This is a genomic window from Schumannella soli (genome assembly GCF_006517435.1).
GTDB classification, from domain to species: Bacteria; Actinomycetota; Actinomycetes; order Actinomycetales; family Microbacteriaceae; genus Schumannella; species Schumannella soli.
In genome coordinates, this window is record NZ_VHQG01000001.1 from 493,987 (window position 1) to 512,905 (window position 18,919).

At 69.4% G+C, this 18,919-nt stretch carries 20 protein-coding genes and 2 tRNA genes; 11 read left to right on the forward strand and 11 right to left on the reverse strand.

The window, feature by feature from the left end:
- Nucleotides 1-65: 65 nt before the first annotated feature.
- Nucleotides 66-311 (reverse strand): GNAT family N-acetyltransferase, encoded by a 246-nt coding sequence (locus FJ657_RS02360; protein ID WP_141162070.1) that lies wholly within the window; start codon nucleotides 309-311, stop codon nucleotides 66-68.
- A complete protein-coding gene (locus FJ657_RS02365; protein ID WP_141162071.1) occupies nucleotides 308-958 on the reverse strand; it encodes a hypothetical protein in 651 nt (216 codons plus the stop codon). The genes FJ657_RS02360 and FJ657_RS02365 overlap by 4 nt, the downstream gene beginning before the upstream one ends.
- Nucleotides 959-1,248: 290 nt before the next feature.
- Between FJ657_RS02365 and FJ657_RS02370 the strand changes: the two genes are divergently transcribed.
- Nucleotides 1,249-2,022, forward strand: a complete 774-nt coding sequence (locus FJ657_RS02370; RefSeq protein ID WP_141162072.1) for an IclR family transcriptional regulator — start codon at nucleotides 1,249-1,251, stop codon at nucleotides 2,020-2,022.
- A gap of 54 nt (nucleotides 2,023-2,076) precedes the next feature.
- Here FJ657_RS02370 and FJ657_RS02375 read toward each other — a convergent pair whose 3' ends face one another.
- The 7 genes from FJ657_RS02375 to FJ657_RS02405 all read right to left on the reverse strand — a co-directional run bounded on the left by FJ657_RS02375 (nucleotide 2,077) and on the right by FJ657_RS02405 (nucleotide 9,745).
- On the reverse strand, nucleotides 2,077-3,504 hold the full coding sequence (locus tag FJ657_RS02375; RefSeq protein ID WP_141162073.1) for an NAD-dependent succinate-semialdehyde dehydrogenase: 1,428 nt from the start codon (nucleotides 3,502-3,504) through the stop codon (nucleotides 2,077-2,079).
- The gene (locus FJ657_RS02380; RefSeq protein ID WP_181408835.1) at nucleotides 3,501-4,733 is read right to left on the reverse strand and encodes an iron-containing alcohol dehydrogenase; all 1,233 of its coding nucleotides are present in this window, start codon (nucleotides 4,731-4,733) and stop codon (nucleotides 3,501-3,503) included. Before FJ657_RS02380 ends, FJ657_RS02375 begins: the two co-directional genes overlap by 4 nt.
- A 120-nt stretch (nucleotides 4,734-4,853) precedes the next feature.
- Nucleotides 4,854-5,936 carry an extracellular solute-binding protein gene (locus FJ657_RS02385; protein WP_141162075.1) on the reverse strand — a complete coding sequence of 361 codons (1,083 nt, stop codon included), beginning with the start codon at nucleotides 5,934-5,936 and terminating at the stop codon, nucleotides 4,854-4,856.
- Nucleotides 5,937-6,025: 89 nt separating this feature from the next.
- Entirely contained in the window at nucleotides 6,026-7,165 is a 1,140-nt protein-coding gene (locus FJ657_RS02390; protein WP_141162076.1) for an ABC transporter ATP-binding protein, read from the reverse strand.
- A 12-nt stretch (nucleotides 7,166-7,177) separates the two neighbouring features.
- On the reverse strand, nucleotides 7,178-8,053 hold the full coding sequence (locus tag FJ657_RS02395) for an ABC transporter permease (RefSeq protein ID WP_141162077.1): 876 nt from the start codon (nucleotides 8,051-8,053) through the stop codon (nucleotides 7,178-7,180).
- On the reverse strand, nucleotides 8,050-8,868 hold the full coding sequence (locus FJ657_RS02400; RefSeq protein WP_219995844.1) for an ABC transporter permease: 819 nt from the start codon (nucleotides 8,866-8,868) through the stop codon (nucleotides 8,050-8,052). Before FJ657_RS02400 ends, FJ657_RS02395 begins: the two co-directional genes overlap by 4 nt.
- An 82-nt stretch (nucleotides 8,869-8,950) precedes the next feature.
- On the reverse strand, nucleotides 8,951-9,745 hold the full coding sequence (locus FJ657_RS02405) for an IclR family transcriptional regulator (RefSeq protein ID WP_141162079.1): 795 nt from the start codon (nucleotides 9,743-9,745) through the stop codon (nucleotides 8,951-8,953).
- Nucleotides 9,746-9,920: 175 nt separating this feature from the next.
- Here FJ657_RS02405 and FJ657_RS02410 point away from each other — a divergent pair, with 175 nt between their 5' ends.
- The 9 genes from FJ657_RS02410 (at nucleotide 9,921) to FJ657_RS02450 (ending at nucleotide 17,645) form a co-directional block, all read left to right on the forward strand.
- Nucleotides 9,921-10,838: a DUF6282 family protein gene (locus FJ657_RS02410; RefSeq protein WP_141162080.1), complete on the forward strand. Its 918-nt coding sequence runs from the start codon at nucleotides 9,921-9,923 to the stop codon at nucleotides 10,836-10,838.
- Nucleotides 10,838-11,770, forward strand: a complete 933-nt coding sequence (gene kce / locus FJ657_RS02415; RefSeq protein WP_141162081.1) for a 3,5-dioxohexanoate:acetyl-CoA acetone transferase — start codon at nucleotides 10,838-10,840, stop codon at nucleotides 11,768-11,770. The genes FJ657_RS02410 and kce overlap by 1 nt, the downstream gene beginning before the upstream one ends.
- Nucleotides 11,771-11,793: 23 nt before the next feature.
- Nucleotides 11,794-12,705 (forward strand): cupin domain-containing protein, encoded by a 912-nt coding sequence (locus FJ657_RS02420; RefSeq protein ID WP_219995845.1) that lies wholly within the window; start codon nucleotides 11,794-11,796, stop codon nucleotides 12,703-12,705.
- Nucleotides 12,702-13,526, forward strand: coding sequence for an HpcH/HpaI aldolase family protein (locus FJ657_RS02425; protein ID WP_219995846.1), 825 nt, complete (start codon nucleotides 12,702-12,704; stop codon nucleotides 13,524-13,526). Before FJ657_RS02420 ends, FJ657_RS02425 begins: the two co-directional genes overlap by 4 nt.
- Complete coding sequence (locus FJ657_RS02430) at nucleotides 13,523-14,299, forward strand: SDR family NAD(P)-dependent oxidoreductase (RefSeq protein ID WP_141162083.1); 777 nt, start codon at nucleotides 13,523-13,525, stop codon at nucleotides 14,297-14,299. The genes FJ657_RS02425 and FJ657_RS02430 overlap by 4 nt, the downstream gene beginning before the upstream one ends.
- A 32-nt stretch (nucleotides 14,300-14,331) precedes the next feature.
- Nucleotides 14,332-15,084, forward strand: a complete 753-nt coding sequence (locus tag FJ657_RS02435; protein ID WP_141162084.1) for a CoA transferase subunit A — start codon at nucleotides 14,332-14,334, stop codon at nucleotides 15,082-15,084.
- On the forward strand, nucleotides 15,081-15,755 hold the full coding sequence (locus tag FJ657_RS02440) for a 3-oxoacid CoA-transferase subunit B (protein WP_141162085.1): 675 nt from the start codon (nucleotides 15,081-15,083) through the stop codon (nucleotides 15,753-15,755). The genes FJ657_RS02435 and FJ657_RS02440 overlap by 4 nt, the downstream gene beginning before the upstream one ends.
- Complete coding sequence (locus FJ657_RS02445) at nucleotides 15,752-16,921, forward strand: acetyl-CoA C-acyltransferase (protein ID WP_141162086.1); 1,170 nt, start codon at nucleotides 15,752-15,754, stop codon at nucleotides 16,919-16,921. Before FJ657_RS02440 ends, FJ657_RS02445 begins: the two co-directional genes overlap by 4 nt.
- Before the next feature lie 394 nt (nucleotides 16,922-17,315).
- On the forward strand, nucleotides 17,316-17,645 hold the full coding sequence (locus tag FJ657_RS02450; RefSeq protein ID WP_141162087.1) for a hypothetical protein: 330 nt from the start codon (nucleotides 17,316-17,318) through the stop codon (nucleotides 17,643-17,645).
- Between the two features lie 338 nt (nucleotides 17,646-17,983).
- On the opposite strand, the gene FJ657_RS02455 is transcribed toward FJ657_RS02450, so the two are convergent.
- Nucleotides 17,984-18,057, reverse strand: a tRNA-Met gene (locus FJ657_RS02455).
- A 44-nt stretch (nucleotides 18,058-18,101) separates the two neighbouring features.
- Nucleotides 18,102-18,173 (reverse strand) — tRNA-Thr (locus FJ657_RS02460).
- A 284-nt stretch (nucleotides 18,174-18,457) separates the two neighbouring features.
- On the opposite strand from FJ657_RS02460, the gene FJ657_RS02465 reads away from it, so the two are divergent.
- On the forward strand, nucleotides 18,458-18,802 hold the full coding sequence (locus FJ657_RS02465) for a hypothetical protein (protein WP_141162088.1): 345 nt from the start codon (nucleotides 18,458-18,460) through the stop codon (nucleotides 18,800-18,802).
- Nucleotides 18,803-18,919: the final 117 nt, after the last annotated feature.

The following is an 18,919-nucleotide window of genomic DNA, read 5'->3' on the forward strand; positions in this document are numbered from 1 at the left end:
CGCGTCTCGTGCCGTGTGGGGCGCAGTGCCGCTGCTCGACCGTCCGGAGAGAGCCTCACCGACGATCAGGAATCTTCGATGAGGCGCTCACCGAGGTCGATGGCCGCATCGGGGCCGTAGCCGAGCCGCTGGTAGAACTCGAGAACCCTCTCGTTGTCGGGCTGCACCCGCAGTTGAACCTTCGCGCAGCCGAGCTCCGCGAGCGCAACCGCAGCACATTCGGCGAGGCCCTGTCGGCTCAGCACGAGGTCGACGCTGTGCGCAATCCCGACCAGCGAGAGCAGATCACCCTGGGGAAAGTCGCTGGTCACTTGAGCGTGGCCGTGCCGTGCCCCTCGGGCATGGTGGCGTCATAGTCGGCGAGGGTGAGGAATCCGGTCAGTTCGATCGGCTCGCCCTTGAGGTACTTGAACGGGACTCCGCGTGAGACGACGTCGCCGGTTGCGAGGAGGTAGGGGCGGGCGGGGTGCTTGTCGTGGTCGACGATCTCGCGGTTGACGCCGAGACGGGTGAAGGCGTCGTCGTCGAGCAGGCCGGACATGTCTTGGTCCGGGTGGTCCGTGTAGGTGGCGGTGACCTCGGCGACGTTGCCGTCGAGCTCGACGGGTTCGCCGGTATTGGTGACGACGACGTTGAGCAGCACGAGCTCGTCACCTTCATTCACACCGGTCTTGCCGGCGCCGGGGACGTCGTTCGAGGCGGTGAACGTTCCGGCCTGGTAGACGTCGACGCGAGCGCCACCGACGTCGAAGCTGGTGAGCTTCGTCCCCGACGCAGTCGCCTTAAGTGCCCACTTCGGCTGCGTTCCCTCGGCTGCTTTCGCGGCTTTCGACGGCGCCGCGCTAACGCTCTTCTTCGTGCCGGCCGCCCCTCCCCCAGTCGGTGAGCTGCAACCCGTGAGCAGCAGGCCGAGGGCGATGGCGATGGCGGGGACGGCAGCGATGGAGCGACGCTTCATGGAGATCCTGACGGTTCGAGTACTACGGGCACGGGTGCCCTGCTATGCATCGATCTGTGCTGTCGGACCCCCATCCGGGACGCTATCCATCACCTGCAGCGTTGGCGTGACCCCGTCAGCGCGCTCTCAGCGCGACACAGCCTGCCTCGGGCGCTCTTCGATCAGTACCGGCCACTGCCGATATGCCCGTACATTCGCATCTGGGCGAACTGTGCCGAGGGCACGGTCGCGCCCAGACCCGCTCGGAGTGGGATGAAGCGACGTAAAGATGGCTGCAATAGCATTCGCGCGTGGCGAGTAGAGCTGTCGACGGAGCGGGTCTCGACATCCAGGCGGTCTCGCGCGTCGGTCAGATCCTGGGCCTGTTCGGTCCGGAGACCACGTCGTTGACCGCCGGTGTCGTCGCCGAGCGCCTGGGTCTCAATCGCACCACCGCCTATCGCTACTGCGCTTCGCTCGTCGCCGCGGGCATTCTCGAGCGCGGCGAGGAACGCGGCTCCTTCGTGCTCGGCGGGCTGCTCCTGCAGCTCGGCATCGAGGCCGTCGCCCGGCGCCGCGTCGTCACGGTGGCTCCGCCGTTCCTGCGCGAGTTGAGCACCGAGACCGGCGTCACGTCGGTTCTCAGCGTCTGGGGCTCTCGCGGACCCGTGGTCGCGCTCGAAGAAGAGGATCGATCTCGGGCCGTCGTCGTCTCGGTTCGGCCGGGCACTCAGCTGGACCCGGATTCGGCCCAGATGCGGATCTTCCTCGCATTCCACACGGATGAGTCGGCTGTGCGGCGAGTGCTGGAGGACGTCGATCCCGCTCTGCGTCGCCGCCTCGAGGCCGACGCCTATGACCTGCGCCGTACCGGCTGGTGCATCGCGACCCTGCCCGACGGGTTCACGGTGGCCGCCGCCCCCGTGTTCGACGGACAGGGTCTGAGCGCCAGCATGGCGGTGCTCGCCGGCGATGACCTCATCGACCCGACATCGCGCGATCGCATCGTCGCCGCGTTGCGTGCGACAGCGTCGTCGCTGAGCGATGCACTGGGCGCGCGAGCCGACGCCCCGGCGACGATCTGACGCAGACGGCCGCACGGCGGCGGGACCGCGGCGAAGCCGCGCCGGAGCGCGCGGTCACGGAGTCACGGCGATGTACTTCTCCTCGAGGTACTCGAGGATGCCCTCCGAGCTGCCCTCGCGGCCGAGACCGCTCTGCTTGACGCCGCCGAAGGGCGCGGCGGGATCGCTGACCACACCGCGATTGATGGCGACCATGCCCGACTCCAGACGGTGGGCGACGGCCATCGCCGCCCGCTCCTCACCGAAGACGTAGGCCATCAGGCCGAACTCGGTGTCGTTCGCCATCCGCACCGCGTCGTCGATGTCGGAGAACGTCACCACCGAGGTGACCGGTCCGAAGATCTCTGTCGTGGTGATGCGCGAGCCGTGGGAGACACCGGTGATCAGCGTGGCGTCGTAGAAGGCCCCCTCGGTGGAGGCGTTGCCGCCGACGATAACGCGCGCGCCGTCGTCTCGGGCCGCGTCGACCAACTCGGCGACCTTGTCGCGCTCGGCCACCGAGACCATCGCCCCCAGATCGTTGTTCCGGTCGAGACCCGAGCCGACCCGCAGCGCAGCCAGTCGTGCAGCCATCCGGTCGACGAAGGCGTCGTGGACGGACTCGTGCACATAGAAGCGATTCGCGGCCGTGCACGCCGAGCCGCCGTTGCGCATCTTCGCCAGCATCGCCCCGTCGACGGCCGTGTCGAGATCGGCGCCCTCCAGCACGATGACCGGTGCATTGCCGCCGAGCTCCATCGAGGCGCTGACCACGCTGCCGGCACAGGCGTGCAGCAGCGTGCGCCCGACCTCGGTCGACCCGGTGAACGACAGCTTGCGCACCTCGGGGCGATCGAGCATCGCGGCCACGATCGGCCCGGTCGGCACCGGCGTCACCAGGTTCACGACACCGCGCGGCACTCCGGCCCTCGTCAGCGCATCGACGATGTACGCCGCCGTCAGGGGCGTTTCGCGCGCTGGCTTCAGAACGGTTGTGCACCCGGCAGCGAGGGCCGGGCCGAGTTTGCGTGTGGCCATCGCCGCGGGGAAGTTCCACGGGGTGATGAGCAACGACACCCCGATCGGCTGCCGCTCGACGATGATGCGCTTGTCGCCGGCGGGCGAGAGGCGGTAGTCGCCGGGAATACGCACCGCCTCCTCAGCGAACCAGCGGAAGAACTCGGTCGCGTAGCCGGCCTCGGCGAGAGCGTCACCCCACGACTTGCCGTTCTCGCGCACCATGATCTCCGCGAACTGCTCGGTCTCCGCGCGCAGCAGCTCGTAGGTCGCCCGCAACAGCTCGCCCCGTTCCCGCGGCGCGGTCGCTGCCCACGATTCCTGCGCTGCGGCCGCCGCGTCGACCGCGTCGAGGCAGTCCTGCTCCGACGCGATGGCGAAGCTTGCGACGACCGACAGATCGGCGGGATCGATCACGTCGAACCGCTCGCCGTTCGACCCCGGTCGCCACTGGCCGTCGATGAAGAGGTCGGTCTTGAGATTCATGATGTGCTCCGGGTTCGAAGGGCGCCGACATGAGCGCGCTGAAGGATGCCGAGCAGCAGCTCAGCGGTGGCCGGTCGCGGCGAGATGGCCACGAGACGCCCGGAGGCGAGACCGAGTTCCGCGATCCGGGGAAGCTGGTCGGCGGCGACGCCGATCTCGGCCAGTGACGGCGGCAACCCGATTCGGGCACCCAGGTCGGCGGTGATCCGCACGGCGTCATCGGCGAGAGAGTCGACATCGTCGGCCGTCGACCCGAGCGCGCGGCCGATGTCGGCGATGCGCGCATCCACCTCGTCGTCCCCGCGCAGCGCCTCGAGCACATAGGGCAGCAGCAGGCCGGTGCCCAGACCGTGGGGAGTATGGGTGAGCCCGCCGACGGGGTACTGCAGCGCGTGCGATAAGTGGGTTCCGGTCGAGCCGAAGGTCATGCCGCCGAGCAGGCTGCCGTAGGCGACCTCACGCCGAGCGTCGCGATCGGAGGGGCTGTGCACGGCAGCGGGGAGCCAGCGCCCGAGCCGGCGCACGCCCTCGAGTGCGAGCAGGTCGGAGAACAGGTTGCGTCCGGTGAAGACGGGCTGGGCCGAGCTCCAGTCGAGGTCGAAAGGTGTCGCCGTGTACGACTCGACCGCGTGCACGAGCGCGTCGATGCCGGAGTGCGCGGTGACCGAGGCCGGCGCGCCGTAGGTGAGTTCCGGGTCGACGAGGGCGGCGACCGGCACGAGGTGCGGGCTCGAGATGCCGACCTTCAGCTCCCGGTCGGGGTCGCTCACGACCGCGACGGGGGTCGCCTCCGATCCGGTGCCGGCCGTCGTCGGCAGCGCGATGATGGGCGCGACCGGACCGGGGACCGCGTTCTCGCCGTAGAAGTTCGCGAGCGGTCCGCCGTGCGCGACGAGCAGGGCGATGATCTTCGTCGCGTCGAGCGCACTGCCGCCGCCGATCCCGACGACCACATCGGGCCCGAACCGGCGCGCCGAGACCCCGAGCTCGTCGAGCGACGGAACGGGCAGCTCGGGCTGCACCCCGGTCTCGATCTGCACCGTGATGCCGCGTTCACGCACGGCGTCGATGAGATCGGTGACGATGGTCGTCGTCGCGAGTGCCGCGTCGACGACGACGAGAGCGCGACGCCCGTGCTGCTGCACCAGCTCGGGGAGCTGTGCGCGCACGCCGCCGCCGAAGTGGATGCGCCCCGGCAGTCGCAGCGTGCCGGTGGGAGAGGCTGACATGGTTCTCCTGAGATGTCGGGCGGCGGACGTTCCACCGCCGGAAAGGCCGTCCGCGATCGACGGCCCGGTCGTGGAGCCGGGTGCGCGCGACATCATCGACCCCGCACGCACCCGGGTCGGTCAGCCGGCCAGCCAGGTGGTCAGCTTGGTCGAGGCGTCATTGAAGTTCTTCGTGTACCAGTCGACGTCCTGAAGCACCGTCTCGCCGGTGTTCGCAGATCCGTAGAGGGCGACCTGCTCGGTGTATTCATCGAGCTTCGGCTTGGCGGTGTTGTTGATCGGAGCGACTCCCAGCAGCTCCGCGATCCTGGCGGCCTGTTTGGGCTCGGTCACCGAGACCAGGAACTTCTCGGCGGCCTCCTTCTTGGTCGAGCCCTTCGGCACGGCGAAGACGTTGACGCCGGCCACCGTCTGATCCCAGACCACGGTGATGTCGTTGCCGTCGCGCAGCAGCGGCACGAGACGCGAGTCGGGCAAGAAGAACATGTCCACCTGCTTGGCTGCCACGGCCTGCTGCAGCGCACCGACATTGGGCGAGAAGGTGGTCGAGCTGCGGATCGTGTCGAGCTTGTCGAGCGCGCGATCGACGTCGAGCGGATAGAGGTCGTCGGGCTTCACGCCATCGGCGAGCAGCGGGTACTCGAGGATGCCGTTCTGCAGGTTGGTCACGAACCCGCGCTGGCCGGGGAACTTCTTGACGTCGAAGAAGTCCTCGACCGTCTTCGGCCCCTTGCCCTTCGGGAAAGCGTCGGTGCGGTACGCCAGCGGCGACGACAGCACCCAGTTGCCGACGTAGCACTTGCCGACGCCGCCCTCGACGAGGTCGTCGGTCTTGATCGCCGAGGTGTCGAGCTTCTCGAACAGCGTTCCGCAGTTCTGCTCGGCGGCATACGGTGCCGTCGCGACGACATCCCACTGCACGGCTCCGCTCTCGACCTGGGCCTTGACCTGGGCGACATCGGGCGGGGACGTGTTGACGAAGGTGACCTCGGGGTGCGCCTTCGTGTAGGGCTCCTGCCACGCCTTGATCATGGCGTCCTGTCCCTCGCCGCCGTAGCCGACGAAGGTGAGCTGCGCGGGCGCATCGGCGTCAGCGCTGCCGCTGTCGGCCGGTGCCGGGTCGCTCGTGCCGCAGCCGGCGAGCAGGCCGAGGGCCGCGGCAGCCGCGACGGTGGTGAGTGCGAATCGAGAATGGGACTTCATCGTCGTATTCCTCCGGGTTGGGTGTCGGCTGGTCAGCCGTGCTGTGGGATGCGGGGCGGGCCCGCGGAAGAGAGAATCGGAACGGGATGTCAGGCGGCGACGAGACGCTGCCGTGCGGGCGACCACCAGGCGACGACGCGGTCACCGGGGCCGAGGCGAGCATCGAGCGCGTCGAGTCGTGCGGTGCCGGTGACGTCGGCGGCGCCCAGCCCGAGCGTGACGGCGCGATACGCGCCCATGAACTCGACGTCTCGCACGACGGCCGACACCGCGTTGGCCCCCGTGGGCACATCGGCATCGGACGCCGCGATGGTGAGATCCTCGGGCCGCACGACGATCGCCGTGGCGGACTCGCCCGAGACGGCCGTCGACGTGGTCGATGGCGCCACTGACCAGGCACGGCCGTCCCATCCGACGCGATCGCCGACGACGCGCTCGTCGAGCTCGAAGACGTTCGAGTCGCCCAGGAATCGAGCCGCGAACAGGGTGTCGGGGTGGCGGTAGAGCTGCTCGGGGGTGCCGACCTGCTCGATGCGGCCGTCGCGGAACAGAGCGATGCGATCGGAGAGGTTCATGGCCTCCTCCTGATCGTGCGTGACGAACACGAACGTCGACCCCACCTCCCGATGGATGCGGCGGATCTCCGCCTGCAGAGCCGCCCGCAGGTTGCGATCCAGGGCGCCGAGCGGCTCATCGAGCAGAAGCGCGCTCGGGTCGAACACGATCGCCCTCGCCAGCGCGACACGCTGCTGCTGACCGCCGGAGAGCTGCGACGGATAGTGGTTGTCGCGCCCCGTCAGCTGCACCAGCTCGAGCACGTCGCCGACGCGTCGCGTGATCTCCGACTTCGACACCCGCCGCTCACGCAGCGGATAGGCGACGTTCTGCGCGACCGTCATGTGCGGGAACAGCGCGTAGTTCTGGAACAGCATGCCGAGGTTGCGGCGATGCGGCGGCAGACCGCCCACGTCGCGACGGTCGAAGGCGATCGATCCCGCGCTGAGCGTCTCGAAGCCGGCGATGAGGTTGAGTGTGGTCGTCTTGCCCGACCCCGAGGGGCCGAGAAAGGTCATGAACTCGCCGGGCTCGATCGAGAGCGTCACTCGATCGACGGCGGGGATGCTCAGCCCGTAGTCCTTCGTGACGCCGTCGAGCCGGATCTGGGTTCCGCGCGGCGACGCGGACGTCGTGGTCGCGTCGCCGGTCTCGGAGGGTGCGGTGGTGGTCATCGAGGTCGCTCCTTATGAACGAGGGGTCTTGCGCCGTACGAGCTGCGGGATGAGCAGGAGGATGGTGACGGAGACGACGACGAGGCTCGACGCGGCGGCGATCGTCGGGTCCACTTCGACGGTCACGGCGGTGTACATCTGCACGGGCAGTGTCTGGAAGGTCGGGGATCGCAGGAAGAGGGCGATCACCACCTCGTCGAGCGACGTGACGAAGGCGAACAGTGCGCCGGTGACGACGCCACGGCCGATGAGCGGCATCGTCACGCGCAGGAAGGTGTGCAGCGGTGTGGCACCCAACGACGCCGAGGCGCGCAGCAGCCGTCGGTCGAAGCCTCCGAGCGCGCTGGTGACCGCGACCAGCACGAACGGGAGGCCGATCGTGGCGTGGGCCAGCACGTAGCCGCCGAGGGTGCCCGTGATGCGCCACTGCAGGAACGAGATGTAGACCGCGACGGCGAGCACGATCGCCGGCGTCACCATCGAGATCATCAACAGCGTGCGCATGGCCCGCGCCAAGCGGCCGGTCAGCGCGTTCAGGCCCACGGCCGCCGCCGTCCCGAAGACGGTCGCGATGAGCGCGGCGAGCACCGCCACCAGCAGCGAGTTGCCGAGCGACCCGATCCACTTCGGATCGGTGAAGAAGCGCTCATAGAGCGCCAGCGAGAACTCCTTCGGCGGGAACTGGAAGCTCGAACTGCCGCCGAAGCTCATCGGGATGACGATGACGGTCGGCAGCACGAAGTAGCCGGCGACGACCACGCCGATCGCGATGAGCCACCAGGGCACGGGATCCGCGGAGCGGCGGCGGCGATGCGGGGGGCGGGAGGGCGCGGCCGTCGCGTCGGCAACCGAGTCGCTCGACGCCGGGCGGGTGGTCGTGGCGGTCATCGCTTCGTCCCCTCACCGCTCGTCGCCACTACCCCGATGGCCGAGATGGTGCCGCCGAAGCGATTGGCCCAGGCCACGAGCAGCAGCGTGACCACGAGTACGACGATGCCCAGGGCACTCGCGCCGGCGAAGTCGAGCAGCTGGGTGGTGCGCTGGTTCAGCAGCTGCGCGACGAGCGACTGCTGAGGCGATCCGATCAGCGCCGGCGTGACGTAGAAGCCGAGGCTGAGGGTGAAGACGAGGATCACTCCCGCCACGACCCCGCCGCGCGACAGCGGCCAGTAGATCTTCCAGAATGCGACGATCGGCGACGATCCGAGCCCGCGCGCGGCGAGCAGCAGGCGTCGGTCGATGCCGCCGAGCGAACTGTAGAGCGGCAGCACCATGAACGGCAGCAGCACCTGGCTCATCGCGATCGTGACGCCCGAGGTGGTGCCCGAGAGCACCACGTCGGGCATCCCGAGGAAGGCGAACGCCTCGCTGACCGGGCCGCCGCGCTGCAGCAGCACGAGCCAGGCGAAGTTGCGGGCCATGACCGAGGTCCAGAACGGCACGAGCACCACGACCAGCAGGACGGCGCGCGCACGCGGGCCGACCCGGGTGAGCAGATAGGCGTAGGGATACCCGAGCAGCAGCGCGACCGCCGTGACAATGAGCGCGGTCGTGGCCGTGCGGCCGAGCACCGTCAGGGTCACGCCATCGGTGAACAGGTGGGCGTAGTTGTCGAGGGTCCACGTCGGGCTCGACAGGCTGCGGACGAGACTGGAGAACAGCGGGACGAGCAGGATGACCGACAGGAGCGCCAGGGCGGGCATCAGCAGAAGCCAGTTCCTGTCGAGCCGGAACCGGCGGCGGGGTGAGGTGGATGACATCGTCGTCTTTCGCAGGTCGGTCGGTTCAGCTGCTCGCGAGATCGCTGAGCAGTTCGGCTGAGGCGCGCAGCGCGGCGACGCGATCGCGGATCTCGGGCTCGTCGCCGGGTCGCAGAAGCGCCGTGGTGCCGATGAGCGCGATGGCGGCCTGCACATTGTGCGGGCCGAAGACGGGTGCCGCGACCGACGCCAGTCCGATGCGACCGAGGTCGGCCCACGCGATGCGATCGCGCCGCACCCGGGCGAGCACCTCGCGCTCGTGGCGCGCCGCATCGGGCTCGAGCGCAGCGTGAAGGCGACCGACCGTCGCCGGATCGGACTGGAAGGCGAGCAGTACGCGCGACTGGGCCGACTTGGCCTCGAGCAGGGTGCCGATGCGCACGGTCAGCATCACCGCGCCGGCGGCGGCTTCCTCGACGAGGGTGACGATGGCGCCGGAGCGGCCGAGGAAGCTCATGACCGCGGTGAGACCGGTGTCGTCGGAGAGGCGACGCATCACGGGCGGCGCCACCGAGAGCACGTCCTGCCGCGATGAGATGTAGGCGCCCAGCTGTTCCAGGAGCGGGCCAGGACGGTTGTCGGCGTCGAGGAAGCCCGAGGTCTGCAGCGACTGGAGGTAGCGGTGCGCGGTCGTCCTGTTCATGCCGAGCCGCTCCGCGACGAAGGCGGCGCTGAGCACGTGCACGTCGCGGTCGAAGAGCGAGAGCACCAGGCCGGCCCGCTCGATCGACTGGATCGCCCCTTTCTCGATCTCGAGAGACGGCGTGCCGACCGGATGCGCGGGGGCGCCGAGCGGGTCGCCGATCAGCTCGCGGGCCACTCTGCCTCCTCATCTTTGAGTTCGGATTCTGGGACATACGTTTCAGATTACGAACAGTAGGTGATGTGCCATCGGTGGTCAAGCGCCATGAAGATCGTGTTTTCTCGGTGGACAGACCGGATTGCGATTCATATAGTGAACCCGCAATGTCGCATCCTGAACTTGGAGTTCTCACATGACCGATTCCTCGTCACCCGCCGTCTCGCCGGCCCTGCTCAAGGTGCTCGACGGCGCCGTCGATCTCCATGTGCACTCCGGCCCGAGCCCGTTCCCCCGCCGGATCAACCACGTCGAGGCCTCGTACGACGCCGCGCGCATCAACCTGCGAGCGCTGCTGATCAAGTCGCACCACCACAACACCGTCATGGACCTGCTCGCCATGCGCGACCTGCTCGCCGTCGCACCCACGCCCGTCTACGGCGGCGTCGCCCTCAACAGCGAGGTGGGCGGCGTCAACCCGTCGGCGGTCGCGCTCGCGATCAAGATGGGCGGGCGCGCGGTCTGGGGACCGACCGTATCGTCGGCGCGCCACATCGACGCGCACAAGCACGACGACGGGTTCCCCAACAACGACTCGGAGCTCGAAGAGGAGGAGGTGTCGATCTATGACGAGACGGGCGCCGTGTCCGCCGCGACCGTCCGCGTCACGCAGCTGATCGGCGAGGCCGACATCCTGCTCACCGGCGGGCACCTCGACGTGGACTCGCAGCGCGACCTCTTCGCCGCCGCGCGCGACAACGGCGTGCGGCGCATGCTCGTCCACCACCCCGACTTCATCGTCGGCGCCGACGAGGACGACGTCGAGTCGCTGCTCTCCTACGGCGCCTACGTCGAGCACGAGATGTCGATGTACCATCCCGGCGTCGAAGCGCCCGGCTGGCCCATCAGCCGTCTCGTCGACTGGATCCAGAAGATCGGACCGGAGCGCACCGTCATCGACTCCGACCTCGGCCAGAAGCAGAACCCGCTGCCCGTCGACGGGTACATCCACGTCGTGCAGCAGCTGCTCGACCACGGCGTCAGCGAGAAGGACGTGCGGCAGATGATCTGCCGTAACACCGCGTTCCTGCTCGGTCTCGAGGATGCCGCCTGATGCGCGCCGCAGAACAGGTCATCATCAGCACGGCCGTCACGGGATCGGTCAACGTGCCGTCGCAGAGCGATCACCTCCCCGTCTCTGCCGACGAGATCGTCGCGGCCGCGATCGGCGCCGCCGAGGCCGGCTCCGCGATCATCCACCTGCACGCCCGTCACGACGACGGCCGCCCGGCGTGGGAGCCCGAAGTCTGGGAGCGCATCGTGCCGCCCATCCTCGAGGCCACCGACGCGGTGCTCAACCTCTCGACGGGCGGATCATCGCAGATGACGATGGAGCAGCGACTGGCCGGCGCCAACCGATTCAGCCCGGAGCTGGCCAGCCTCAACATGGGCTCGATGAACTTCGTCTACTCGGGCATCGCCGATCGGGTGCAGCAGTGGAAGCACGAGTGGGAGAAGCCGTATGTGCTGGGCACCTACGCGCATCCCTTCATCAACTCCTTCGCCCAGATCGAGCGCACGCTGCGCGAGCTCGGCGATGAGAAGGGCACCCGTTTCGAGTTCGAGTGCTACGACATCGGCCACCTGTACACGCTCGCCCACTTCGTCGACCGCGGCCTCGTGACCGGGCCGATCATGATCCAGGGCGTCTTCGGCATCCTGGGCGGAATCGGCGCCGACCACGCCAATCTCGAGCACATGGTGTCCATCGCCGACAAGCTCTTCGGCGACGACTACCAGTTCTCGGCATTCGCCGCGGGGCGCGATCAGATGTCGTTCGCCACGCACAGCGCCTGGCTCGGCGGGCACGTGCGCGTCGGCCTGGAGGACAGCCTCTGGATCGGGCGAGGTCGGCTCGCCGAGAGCAACGCCCAGCAGGTCGAGAAGATCCGCACCGCGGTCGACGACCTCGGCAAGACCATCGCCACGCCCGACGACGCCCGCCGCATGCTCGGCCTCAAGGGCCGCGCCGGCGTGACCGCCTGACCCGGCACCAGAACGGAGCCCCCATGTCCATGTATGCCACCGACGACATCCGGTCGAAGCTGACCGCAGCCGCCCCCACAACGACGGTCGACCCGAGCAAGCCGATCCGACCGGCGCAGTGGATCGAGTTCCTCGAGAAGCCGCCGACCGAGACGCTCGCGAGCGGCGGTCGCACCTGGATCGCCCGCGCGGCGAATCTGATCATCGCCTACACCGACGCCCGCGCCGGCGACGTGCTCACCCGAGTCGACCAGGCCGACGAGTATGTCGTGCTGATGAACCGCGACAGCGCCGCTCTGCGCGTCACCGCGGACGAGGCCACGGAGACGGTCGACGAAGAGGCGCTGATCGTCGTGCCCCCGGGCGGATCGAGCATCGAGGTGCTCGGCGACGGGCCGGTCATCCGACTCTTCTCCACCCTCAGCAGCGACCTCGCCGCGACGGCGCTCAATGCCGACGCCTACGCCGAACCCGACCCGCGTTGCGCACCGCTCGTGCCGTGGCCCGACCCGGTCGGCGGCTTCCGCCTTCGCGTGTATCGACTCGCCGACACGCCGATCGCCGAGGGGCGCTTCGGCCGTATCTTCCGCACGACCACGATCATGGTGAACTTCCTCGCGGAGGAGCCCACACCGCGCAATGCGCGGAAGCTCTCCCCGCACCACCACGACGACTTCGAGCAGATCTCGCTCGCGGTCATCGGGCGGTTCGTGCACCACATCCGCTACCCCTGGGGACCCGACTCCCACCAGTGGCGTGATGATGAGCACGGCGAGCTCGGCTCGCCGTCGATCTGCGTCATCCCGCCGCCGACGGTGCACACCACGCAGGGCGTCGGCGAGCACCAGCAGCTCATCGACATCTTCTCGCCGCCGCGGGTCGACTTCTCGGAGTCGGGATGGGTGCTCAACGCCGACGAGTACCCGGCGCCGTGAGCGGCGGAGCACGGCGGAGCCTGTTCCGCGCCGCACTCGAGCGCTCGACCGGTCCGGCGCTCGGCACCTGGATCAAACTGCCCGCGATGGAGAGCGTCGAGCTCGTCGCCCTCGCCGGATTCGATTTCGTCGTGATCGATCTCGAGCATTCGGCCATGAGCATCGAGACGGCCTACCGGCAGATCGGCGTCGCGCTGCTGTCGGGTGTCTCGCCGCTCGTGCGCATCCCCGCGCTCGATGCGGGCGTCGTGCAGCGCCTGCTCGATGCCGGCGCGGAGGGCATCATGGTGCCCCACGTCGACACCGTCGAGCAGGCCGAGGCGGCGGCCGCCGCCGTCCGCTTCCCGCCCATCGGCAGGCGCGGCGTCGGGTCGACCAGCCGAGCCGGCGCCTGGGGCGCGATGCGCCGCAGCGAGTACCTCCGCTACGGCCAGGAGGAGGTCGTGCTCGTCGCGCAGATCGAGAGCGCCGAGGCGGCCCGCTCGGCCGGCGCGATCGCGGCCGTCGCCGGCGTGGATGCGCTGCTGATGGGCGCCGCCGACCTCGCCACGAGCGAAGGCACGACCGAAGGCGACCCCGGCGTCGTCGCCCTCATCGCCGACGCCGTAGCAGCCGGCACCGCGGCGGGCGTGCCGGTGGGCAACGCCGGCGGCGCGACGGCGGAGGCGGCGCGCGACGCCGTCGCGGGCGGATATCGGTTCTCGCTCGCCAGCAATGACGCCAGTCTGCTCGGCGGCGCGGCGCGGGCCGCCGTGCTGGCCGCACGCTCGGTACAGCAGAGTGACGACGACCGATCGACCGACTCGAGGAGCACGACATGACCGACACCGCATCCCGCCCCGGACTCCTGGCCGGCAAGAGCGTGCTCATCGTGGGCGCCAGCGCCGGCATCGGCGCCGACTCCGCGCGCGTCTTCGCGCGGGAGGGGGCGAGGGTCATGCTCGCGGCGCGGTCGCGCGACGCGCTGGAACGCCTGGCCGACGAGGTGCGGCAGACGGGCGGGGAGGCCGAGATCGTCGCAGGTGACGTCGGCGTCGCGGCCGATGTCGAGCGTTTCGTTGCCGAGACCGTCGCTCGGTGGGGTCGGATCGACGGGGCGTTCAACAATGCCGGCGTCAACCAGATCGGACGCCTCGATGAGATCGCCGAAGAAGACTTCGACCGCGTGATGACGGTCAATGTCAAAGGAGTGTGGCTGTGCCTGCGTGAGCAGGTGCGTGCGATGCGACGTCAGGGCGGCGGCGGGTCGATCGTCAACACGGCGAGCATCGGCGGCCTGCGCGGCAGCACCGGTCTCGGCGTGTACCCCGCGGCGAAGCATGCCGTCGTGGGGCTGACCCGCGTCGCGGCGCACGACAACGGCCCCGTGGGCATCCGCGTCAACGCGGTCGCGCCGGGCGCGACGGCCACGCCGATGCTCGAGAAGTGGCGGCTCGACGACCCGGAGGCCGTCGAGCGGCGCATCGCGGCCATCCCCCTGCGTAAACCGGCCACCCCCTCGGAGGTGGGCGAGACCGCCGCCTGGTTGCTCAGCGACCGCGCGAGCCAGATCAGCGGTGTCATCGTGCCCGTCGACGGCGGCTTCACGGCCTGAGGCCGACCCGCGCACGAGAGAAGAGGAACGACATGGTGAAGCGAATGCCCGATGCCGCGACCGCCGTCGCCGACGTCATCCGCGACGGCATGACCATCGCGGTCGGCGGCTTCGGCCTCAGCGGGAACCCGAGCGACCTCATCGAAGCCGTGCGCGACAGCGGCGCGAAGGATCTGGTGATCGTCTCGAACAACATGGGCGTCGACGGCAAAGGGCTCGGGCTGCTGCTCGAGAACCAGCAGGTGCGCAAGGTCGTCGCGTCGTACGTGGGCGAGAACAAGCTGTTCGCCCAGCAGTTCCTCGACGGAGTGCTCGAGGTCGAATTCGTACCCCAGGGCACCCTCGCCGAGCGATTGCGCGCCGGTGGCGCCGGCATCCCCGCCTTCTACACCCCGACCGGGGTGGGAACGCAGGTCGCCGAGGGCAAGCCGCACGCCGAATTCGATGGCCGCACCTACGTGCAGGAGCGCGGCATCGTCGCCGACCTGGCCCTCGTGAAAGCGCACCGCGCCGATCCAGCCGGCAACCTCGTGTACCGGTTCACCGCACGCAACTTCAACCCTCTTGTCGCGACTGCCGGACGCGTGAGCCTCATCGAGGCGGAAGTGCTGCAGGGCGCGCACCTCGACCCCGACCAGATCCACACGCCCGGCATCTTCGTCGACCGCGTCGTGCTCGCGACCCCGCGAGAGAAGGACATCGAGCAGCGCACCGTGCGCCCGCGACCGGAGAGCCCGGACGCACCCGCCGCGGCCGCGGCCGCAGAAGAGGAGCCGGCGGCATGACCTGGACTCGCGATGAGATGGCGGCGCTCGCCGCCCGCGAACTGCGCGACGGACAGTACGTCAATCTCGGTATCGGCATCCCGACGATGGTGGCCAATCACCTGCCCGACGGGGTGAGGGTGGTGCTGCAGAGCGAGAACGGCCTGCTCGGCATGGGCCCCTTCCCCTACGACGGTGACGAGGACGCCGACCTCATCAACGCCGGGAAGCAGACCGTCACACTGGCGCCGGGCGCCAGCATCTTCGACTCCGCGAGTTCCTTCGCGATGATCCGCGGCGGGCACGTGCGCACCGCCATTCTCGGCGCCCTGCAGGTGTCGTCCTGCGGCGATCTGGCGAACTGGACCATCCCCGGCAAGCTCGTGAAGGGGATGGGCGGAGCGATGGACCTGGTCGCGGGAACCCCGGAGGTGATCGTGATCACCGACCACAACGCGAAAGATGGAACACCCAAGATCGTCGAGCAGTGCGACCTGCCGCTGACCGGGTCCGGAGTCGTGCAGCGCATCATCACCGACCTCGCGGTGTTCGACATCGTCGATCGCGCACTCGTGCTCGTCGACGTCGCGCCGGGGCACGACGTCGACGAGGTACGTCAGCGCACGGGCGCGCCGTTCACGACCGCGAACGAGACCGCAGGTGCACCGGCCGGAAGCGACATCACACCGTGAGCGTGGTCATCGCGAGCTACGCGCGCACACCGTTCGTGCGGTTCACGGGCGTCTTCGGCGAGGTACCCGCCACTCGACTCGGCGCCGCGGCCGCCATCGAGGCCCTCCGCCGGGCCGGGGTGCGACCGGACGAGCTCGACCGGGTCATCGCAGGCCAGGTGCTGCAGGCGGCAGCCGGTCAGAATCCGGCGCGGCAGACCGCCGTAGCCGCCGGGGTTCCCCTCACGGTGCCCGCATCGACCCTGAACGCCGTATGCCTCTCGGGCGCGGAGGCGGTCGCCGACGGGGCACGGCTCATCCGCGCGGGAGAAGCCGAGATCGTGCTCGCCGTCGGGCAGGAGTCGATGTCGATGGCGCCGCACGCGCATCGCCGATCGCGCGCCGGGATGCGGTACGGCTCCATCGAACTCGTCGACACCCTCGAGCTGGACGGGCTGACCGATGCGAGCGAGCATCGCTCGATGGGGGCATCGACCGAAGCGCGCAACGCCGCTCTGAACATCGGCCGCGCGGAGCAGGACGCGTGGGCCGAACGCTCGCATCGGCTGCTGGCCGCGGCTCAGGAGATGGTCGCTGGCGAGATCGTCCCCGTGAAGACCGGGGGCCGCCGCCCGGTGACCGTGACGGCGGACGACGGCCTGCGCGCGGAGACGACGATTGAGTCGCTCGCTGAGCTGCGTCCCGCCTTCGGCGACGGCGGGTCGATCACGGCCGGAACCTCGTCGCAGATCAGCGATGGGGCGGCCGCGCTCGTGCTCATGGACGGCCGCGTCGCAGCATCCCGGGGCGTCCCAGCACTGGCGGAGATCATCTCGCACGCCATCGTGGCCGGGCCCGATGTCGGACTGCACGCGCAGCCCTCGGCCGCGATCAGAGCCGTTCTCGATCGGACGGACCTCCGCGCCGACGATCTCGTCGGCCTCGAGATCAATGAGGCGTTCGCCGCCGTGGCGGTCCACTCGGTACGCGAGCTCGGCATCGACCCCGGGCTCGTGAATCCGCACGGCGGTGCGATCGCGCTCGGGCACCCGATCGGCGCTTCCGGCGCACGCATCATCGGACACCTGGCGCGCACACTGCACGACATCGGCACCGGGCGATTCGGCGCGACCGGGATCTGCGGAGGCGGCGGCCAGGGTTCCGCGATGCTCCTGCGCTCGCTGTAGAGGCCAGGGCATTCGCCGCGGCTCCCGGTCGAGCGGGTCCCGTGTGCCGGATTCCGTCGCGGATGACGCTCTCGGAGCGCCGCTGCGGGGGCCAGTTTCTGACTCGCTGATAGCGCGGGCCATCTGTCGCGGTGCGGGGCTAGCTTCTGTGCGGGCGGAAGACATCCGCCTCGGGGCTGCTCCGCACGCCCGGACTGGAGGCGCAGAATCATGACCAGGAACCACGAGATCGACCTGCCGATCGACCCGCTCGCGACGCAGCCGATCAACATGCAGGAACTGCTCGCCGAAGGGCTGACCAAGTCGGGAATCTGACCGTCAGGACCTGACCGCCGGCGGATGGGAGCTCTCTCATCTACCCGCACGAGGGCCCGATCAGGCGCACGATGCGGTCATGGCACGATCCGAAGATCCCATCGCCCAATGGATGGTCGACCGCGTCCACGAGCTGGGCCGATGCAGCCGCGTCGACCTGCTCGCTGACGTGGTGACCGAGTTCGGCCCGCGCGCGGAGCTGGAACGACCGCTGATGAACTCGTTCCGCTTCCTCCACCGCGGCACGATCCGCTGGATCCCGGCCGGTGCGTACTGGCAGTCGAACCTCGTCGCGAGCGCGACCGGCTCCACGGGGCCGCGCCAGCTCTCCCACTCAGTGACGGATGAGAAGGATCTCACGACCGTCGTCTCCGCCGTCGACGCGTCGCACAGCAGACGCAACCGCTGAGAGGAATCCATACCCCGAACGGGCCGCGCGCACCGCCAGAGCACTCCAGCCCTCGCCGCGCTCCAGTGGTCGGAGATCGAGGATTCAGCGTGGGAGGCGCGAGTAGGACCCGTCTCCGCCGGCAGGGTCGAGCGCCACGGTCAGCACTACCGGGTCTGGGCTCCCGATGAGCTCGACCTCGGCCAGTTCCGTACGGCGCGCGCGGCGCGACACGCGGTCGCATCCCACGCTGAGGGCCTCGCTCGGCTAGTTACCCGTCGGACGAGTCATCCGGGGGCTGCGTTCCCGCGAATAGCAGAAAGGCCCTCGTCCGGGAACCGGAACCGAGGGCCTTGCGGTAGCGAGGGCGGGACTCGAACCCGCGACACCACGATTATGAGCCGTGTGCTCTAACCACCTGAGCTACCCCGCCGGGGTCCTCCAGCACTGCAGTGGAAGTGCTGCGCCGGAAGACGGAGCCCCGAGTCAGGATTGAACTGACGACCCCTTCCTTACCATGGAAGTGCTCTACCACTGAGCTATCGGGGCGCGCGCTCGAAGCCATCGGCCGCGGGCACCCGAGAACTCTAGCATCGCCCGGCGGTCCTTTCGAACCACTCCTCGCGCCCCCGATCACGGGTGGATGCCCGACGCGCGAGGCCGCGTCGAGGTGACGCCCGACGTCGCCAGGTGACGCCCCGATGAACCCGGATGACGCCCCGATGTCGCGAGTCTGAGCACTGGCTAGAGGTGTGCGTCAATCCCTTGCCGCGACCGGCCTAAGTAGTTAGACAAGCTAGTAATTCGATAGCGAGCAAATCGGGAGGCTCATCGTGACCATCGCCCAGACGCAGGAACCAGCCACGAGCGGCGCGCAGGCCAGCGCCACCGCGAAGACCGCCCCTGAGCAGATCGACATCCCCGACCACCCCTCGCTCGGCTCCGCCGGACGTACCGTCGTCACCCCGCTGACCGCGACGGTGTACCAGGTCTCGCGCGGCGACCGCATCCTCGGCTTCATCGAGGCCGCCGGCACCCTCTGGGTCGCCCTGCGCGGCTCGTCGTACGGTTGGGCCGTCGAGGTCGGGCAGTTCCACGCTCTCGGGCCGGCTCTGCGCGAACTCGGCGAGGCGATCGACGAGATCCCCGACGACTTCAGCGAGCGCCGAGCCGGCTGACGAGGCGGATGCGGCGAGAGCCGCACCCGCGCAGCGCACCGGCCGAAGCACCAGCACCACCCGCACCACCCAGCGCACCGACGCGCGACCGTCCCGAGGTCGAGCGCCAGCGCACCC

Coding starts and splice junctions, on each gene's coding strand:
- FJ657_RS02430 (WP_141162083.1), top strand. CDS start 13,523: ATGACCGACACCGCATCCCGCCCCGGACTCCTGGCCGGCAAGAGCGTG.
- FJ657_RS02375 (WP_141162073.1), bottom strand. CDS start 3,504: ATGAATCTCAAGACCGACCTCTTCATCGACGGCCAGTGGCGACCGGGG.
- FJ657_RS02410 (WP_141162080.1), top strand. CDS start 9,921: ATGACCGATTCCTCGTCACCCGCCGTCTCGCCGGCCCTGCTCAAGGTG.
- FJ657_RS02395 (WP_141162077.1), bottom strand. CDS start 8,053: ATGACCGCCACGACCACCCGCCCGGCGTCGAGCGACTCGGTTGCCGAC.
- FJ657_RS02390 (WP_141162076.1), bottom strand. CDS start 7,165: ATGACCACCACCGCACCCTCCGAGACCGGCGACGCGACCACGACGTCC.
- kce (WP_141162081.1), top strand. CDS start 10,838: ATGCGCGCCGCAGAACAGGTCATCATCAGCACGGCCGTCACGGGATCG.
- FJ657_RS02440 (WP_141162085.1), top strand. CDS start 15,081: ATGACCTGGACTCGCGATGAGATGGCGGCGCTCGCCGCCCGCGAACTG.
- FJ657_RS02380 (WP_181408835.1), bottom strand. CDS start 4,733: ATGTCAGCCTCTCCCACCGGCACGCTGCGACTGCCGGGGCGCATCCAC.
- FJ657_RS02450 (WP_141162087.1), top strand. CDS start 17,316: ATGGCACGATCCGAAGATCCCATCGCCCAATGGATGGTCGACCGCGTC.
- FJ657_RS02400 (WP_219995844.1), bottom strand. CDS start 8,868: ATGCCCGCCCTGGCGCTCCTGTCGGTCATCCTGCTCGTCCCGCTGTTC.
- FJ657_RS02385 (WP_141162075.1), bottom strand. CDS start 5,936: ATGAAGTCCCATTCTCGATTCGCACTCACCACCGTCGCGGCTGCCGCG.
- FJ657_RS02365 (WP_141162071.1), bottom strand. CDS start 958: ATGAAGCGTCGCTCCATCGCTGCCGTCCCCGCCATCGCCATCGCCCTC.
- FJ657_RS02420 (WP_219995845.1), top strand. CDS start 11,794: ATGTCCATGTATGCCACCGACGACATCCGGTCGAAGCTGACCGCAGCC.
- FJ657_RS02435 (WP_141162084.1), top strand. CDS start 14,332: ATGGTGAAGCGAATGCCCGATGCCGCGACCGCCGTCGCCGACGTCATC.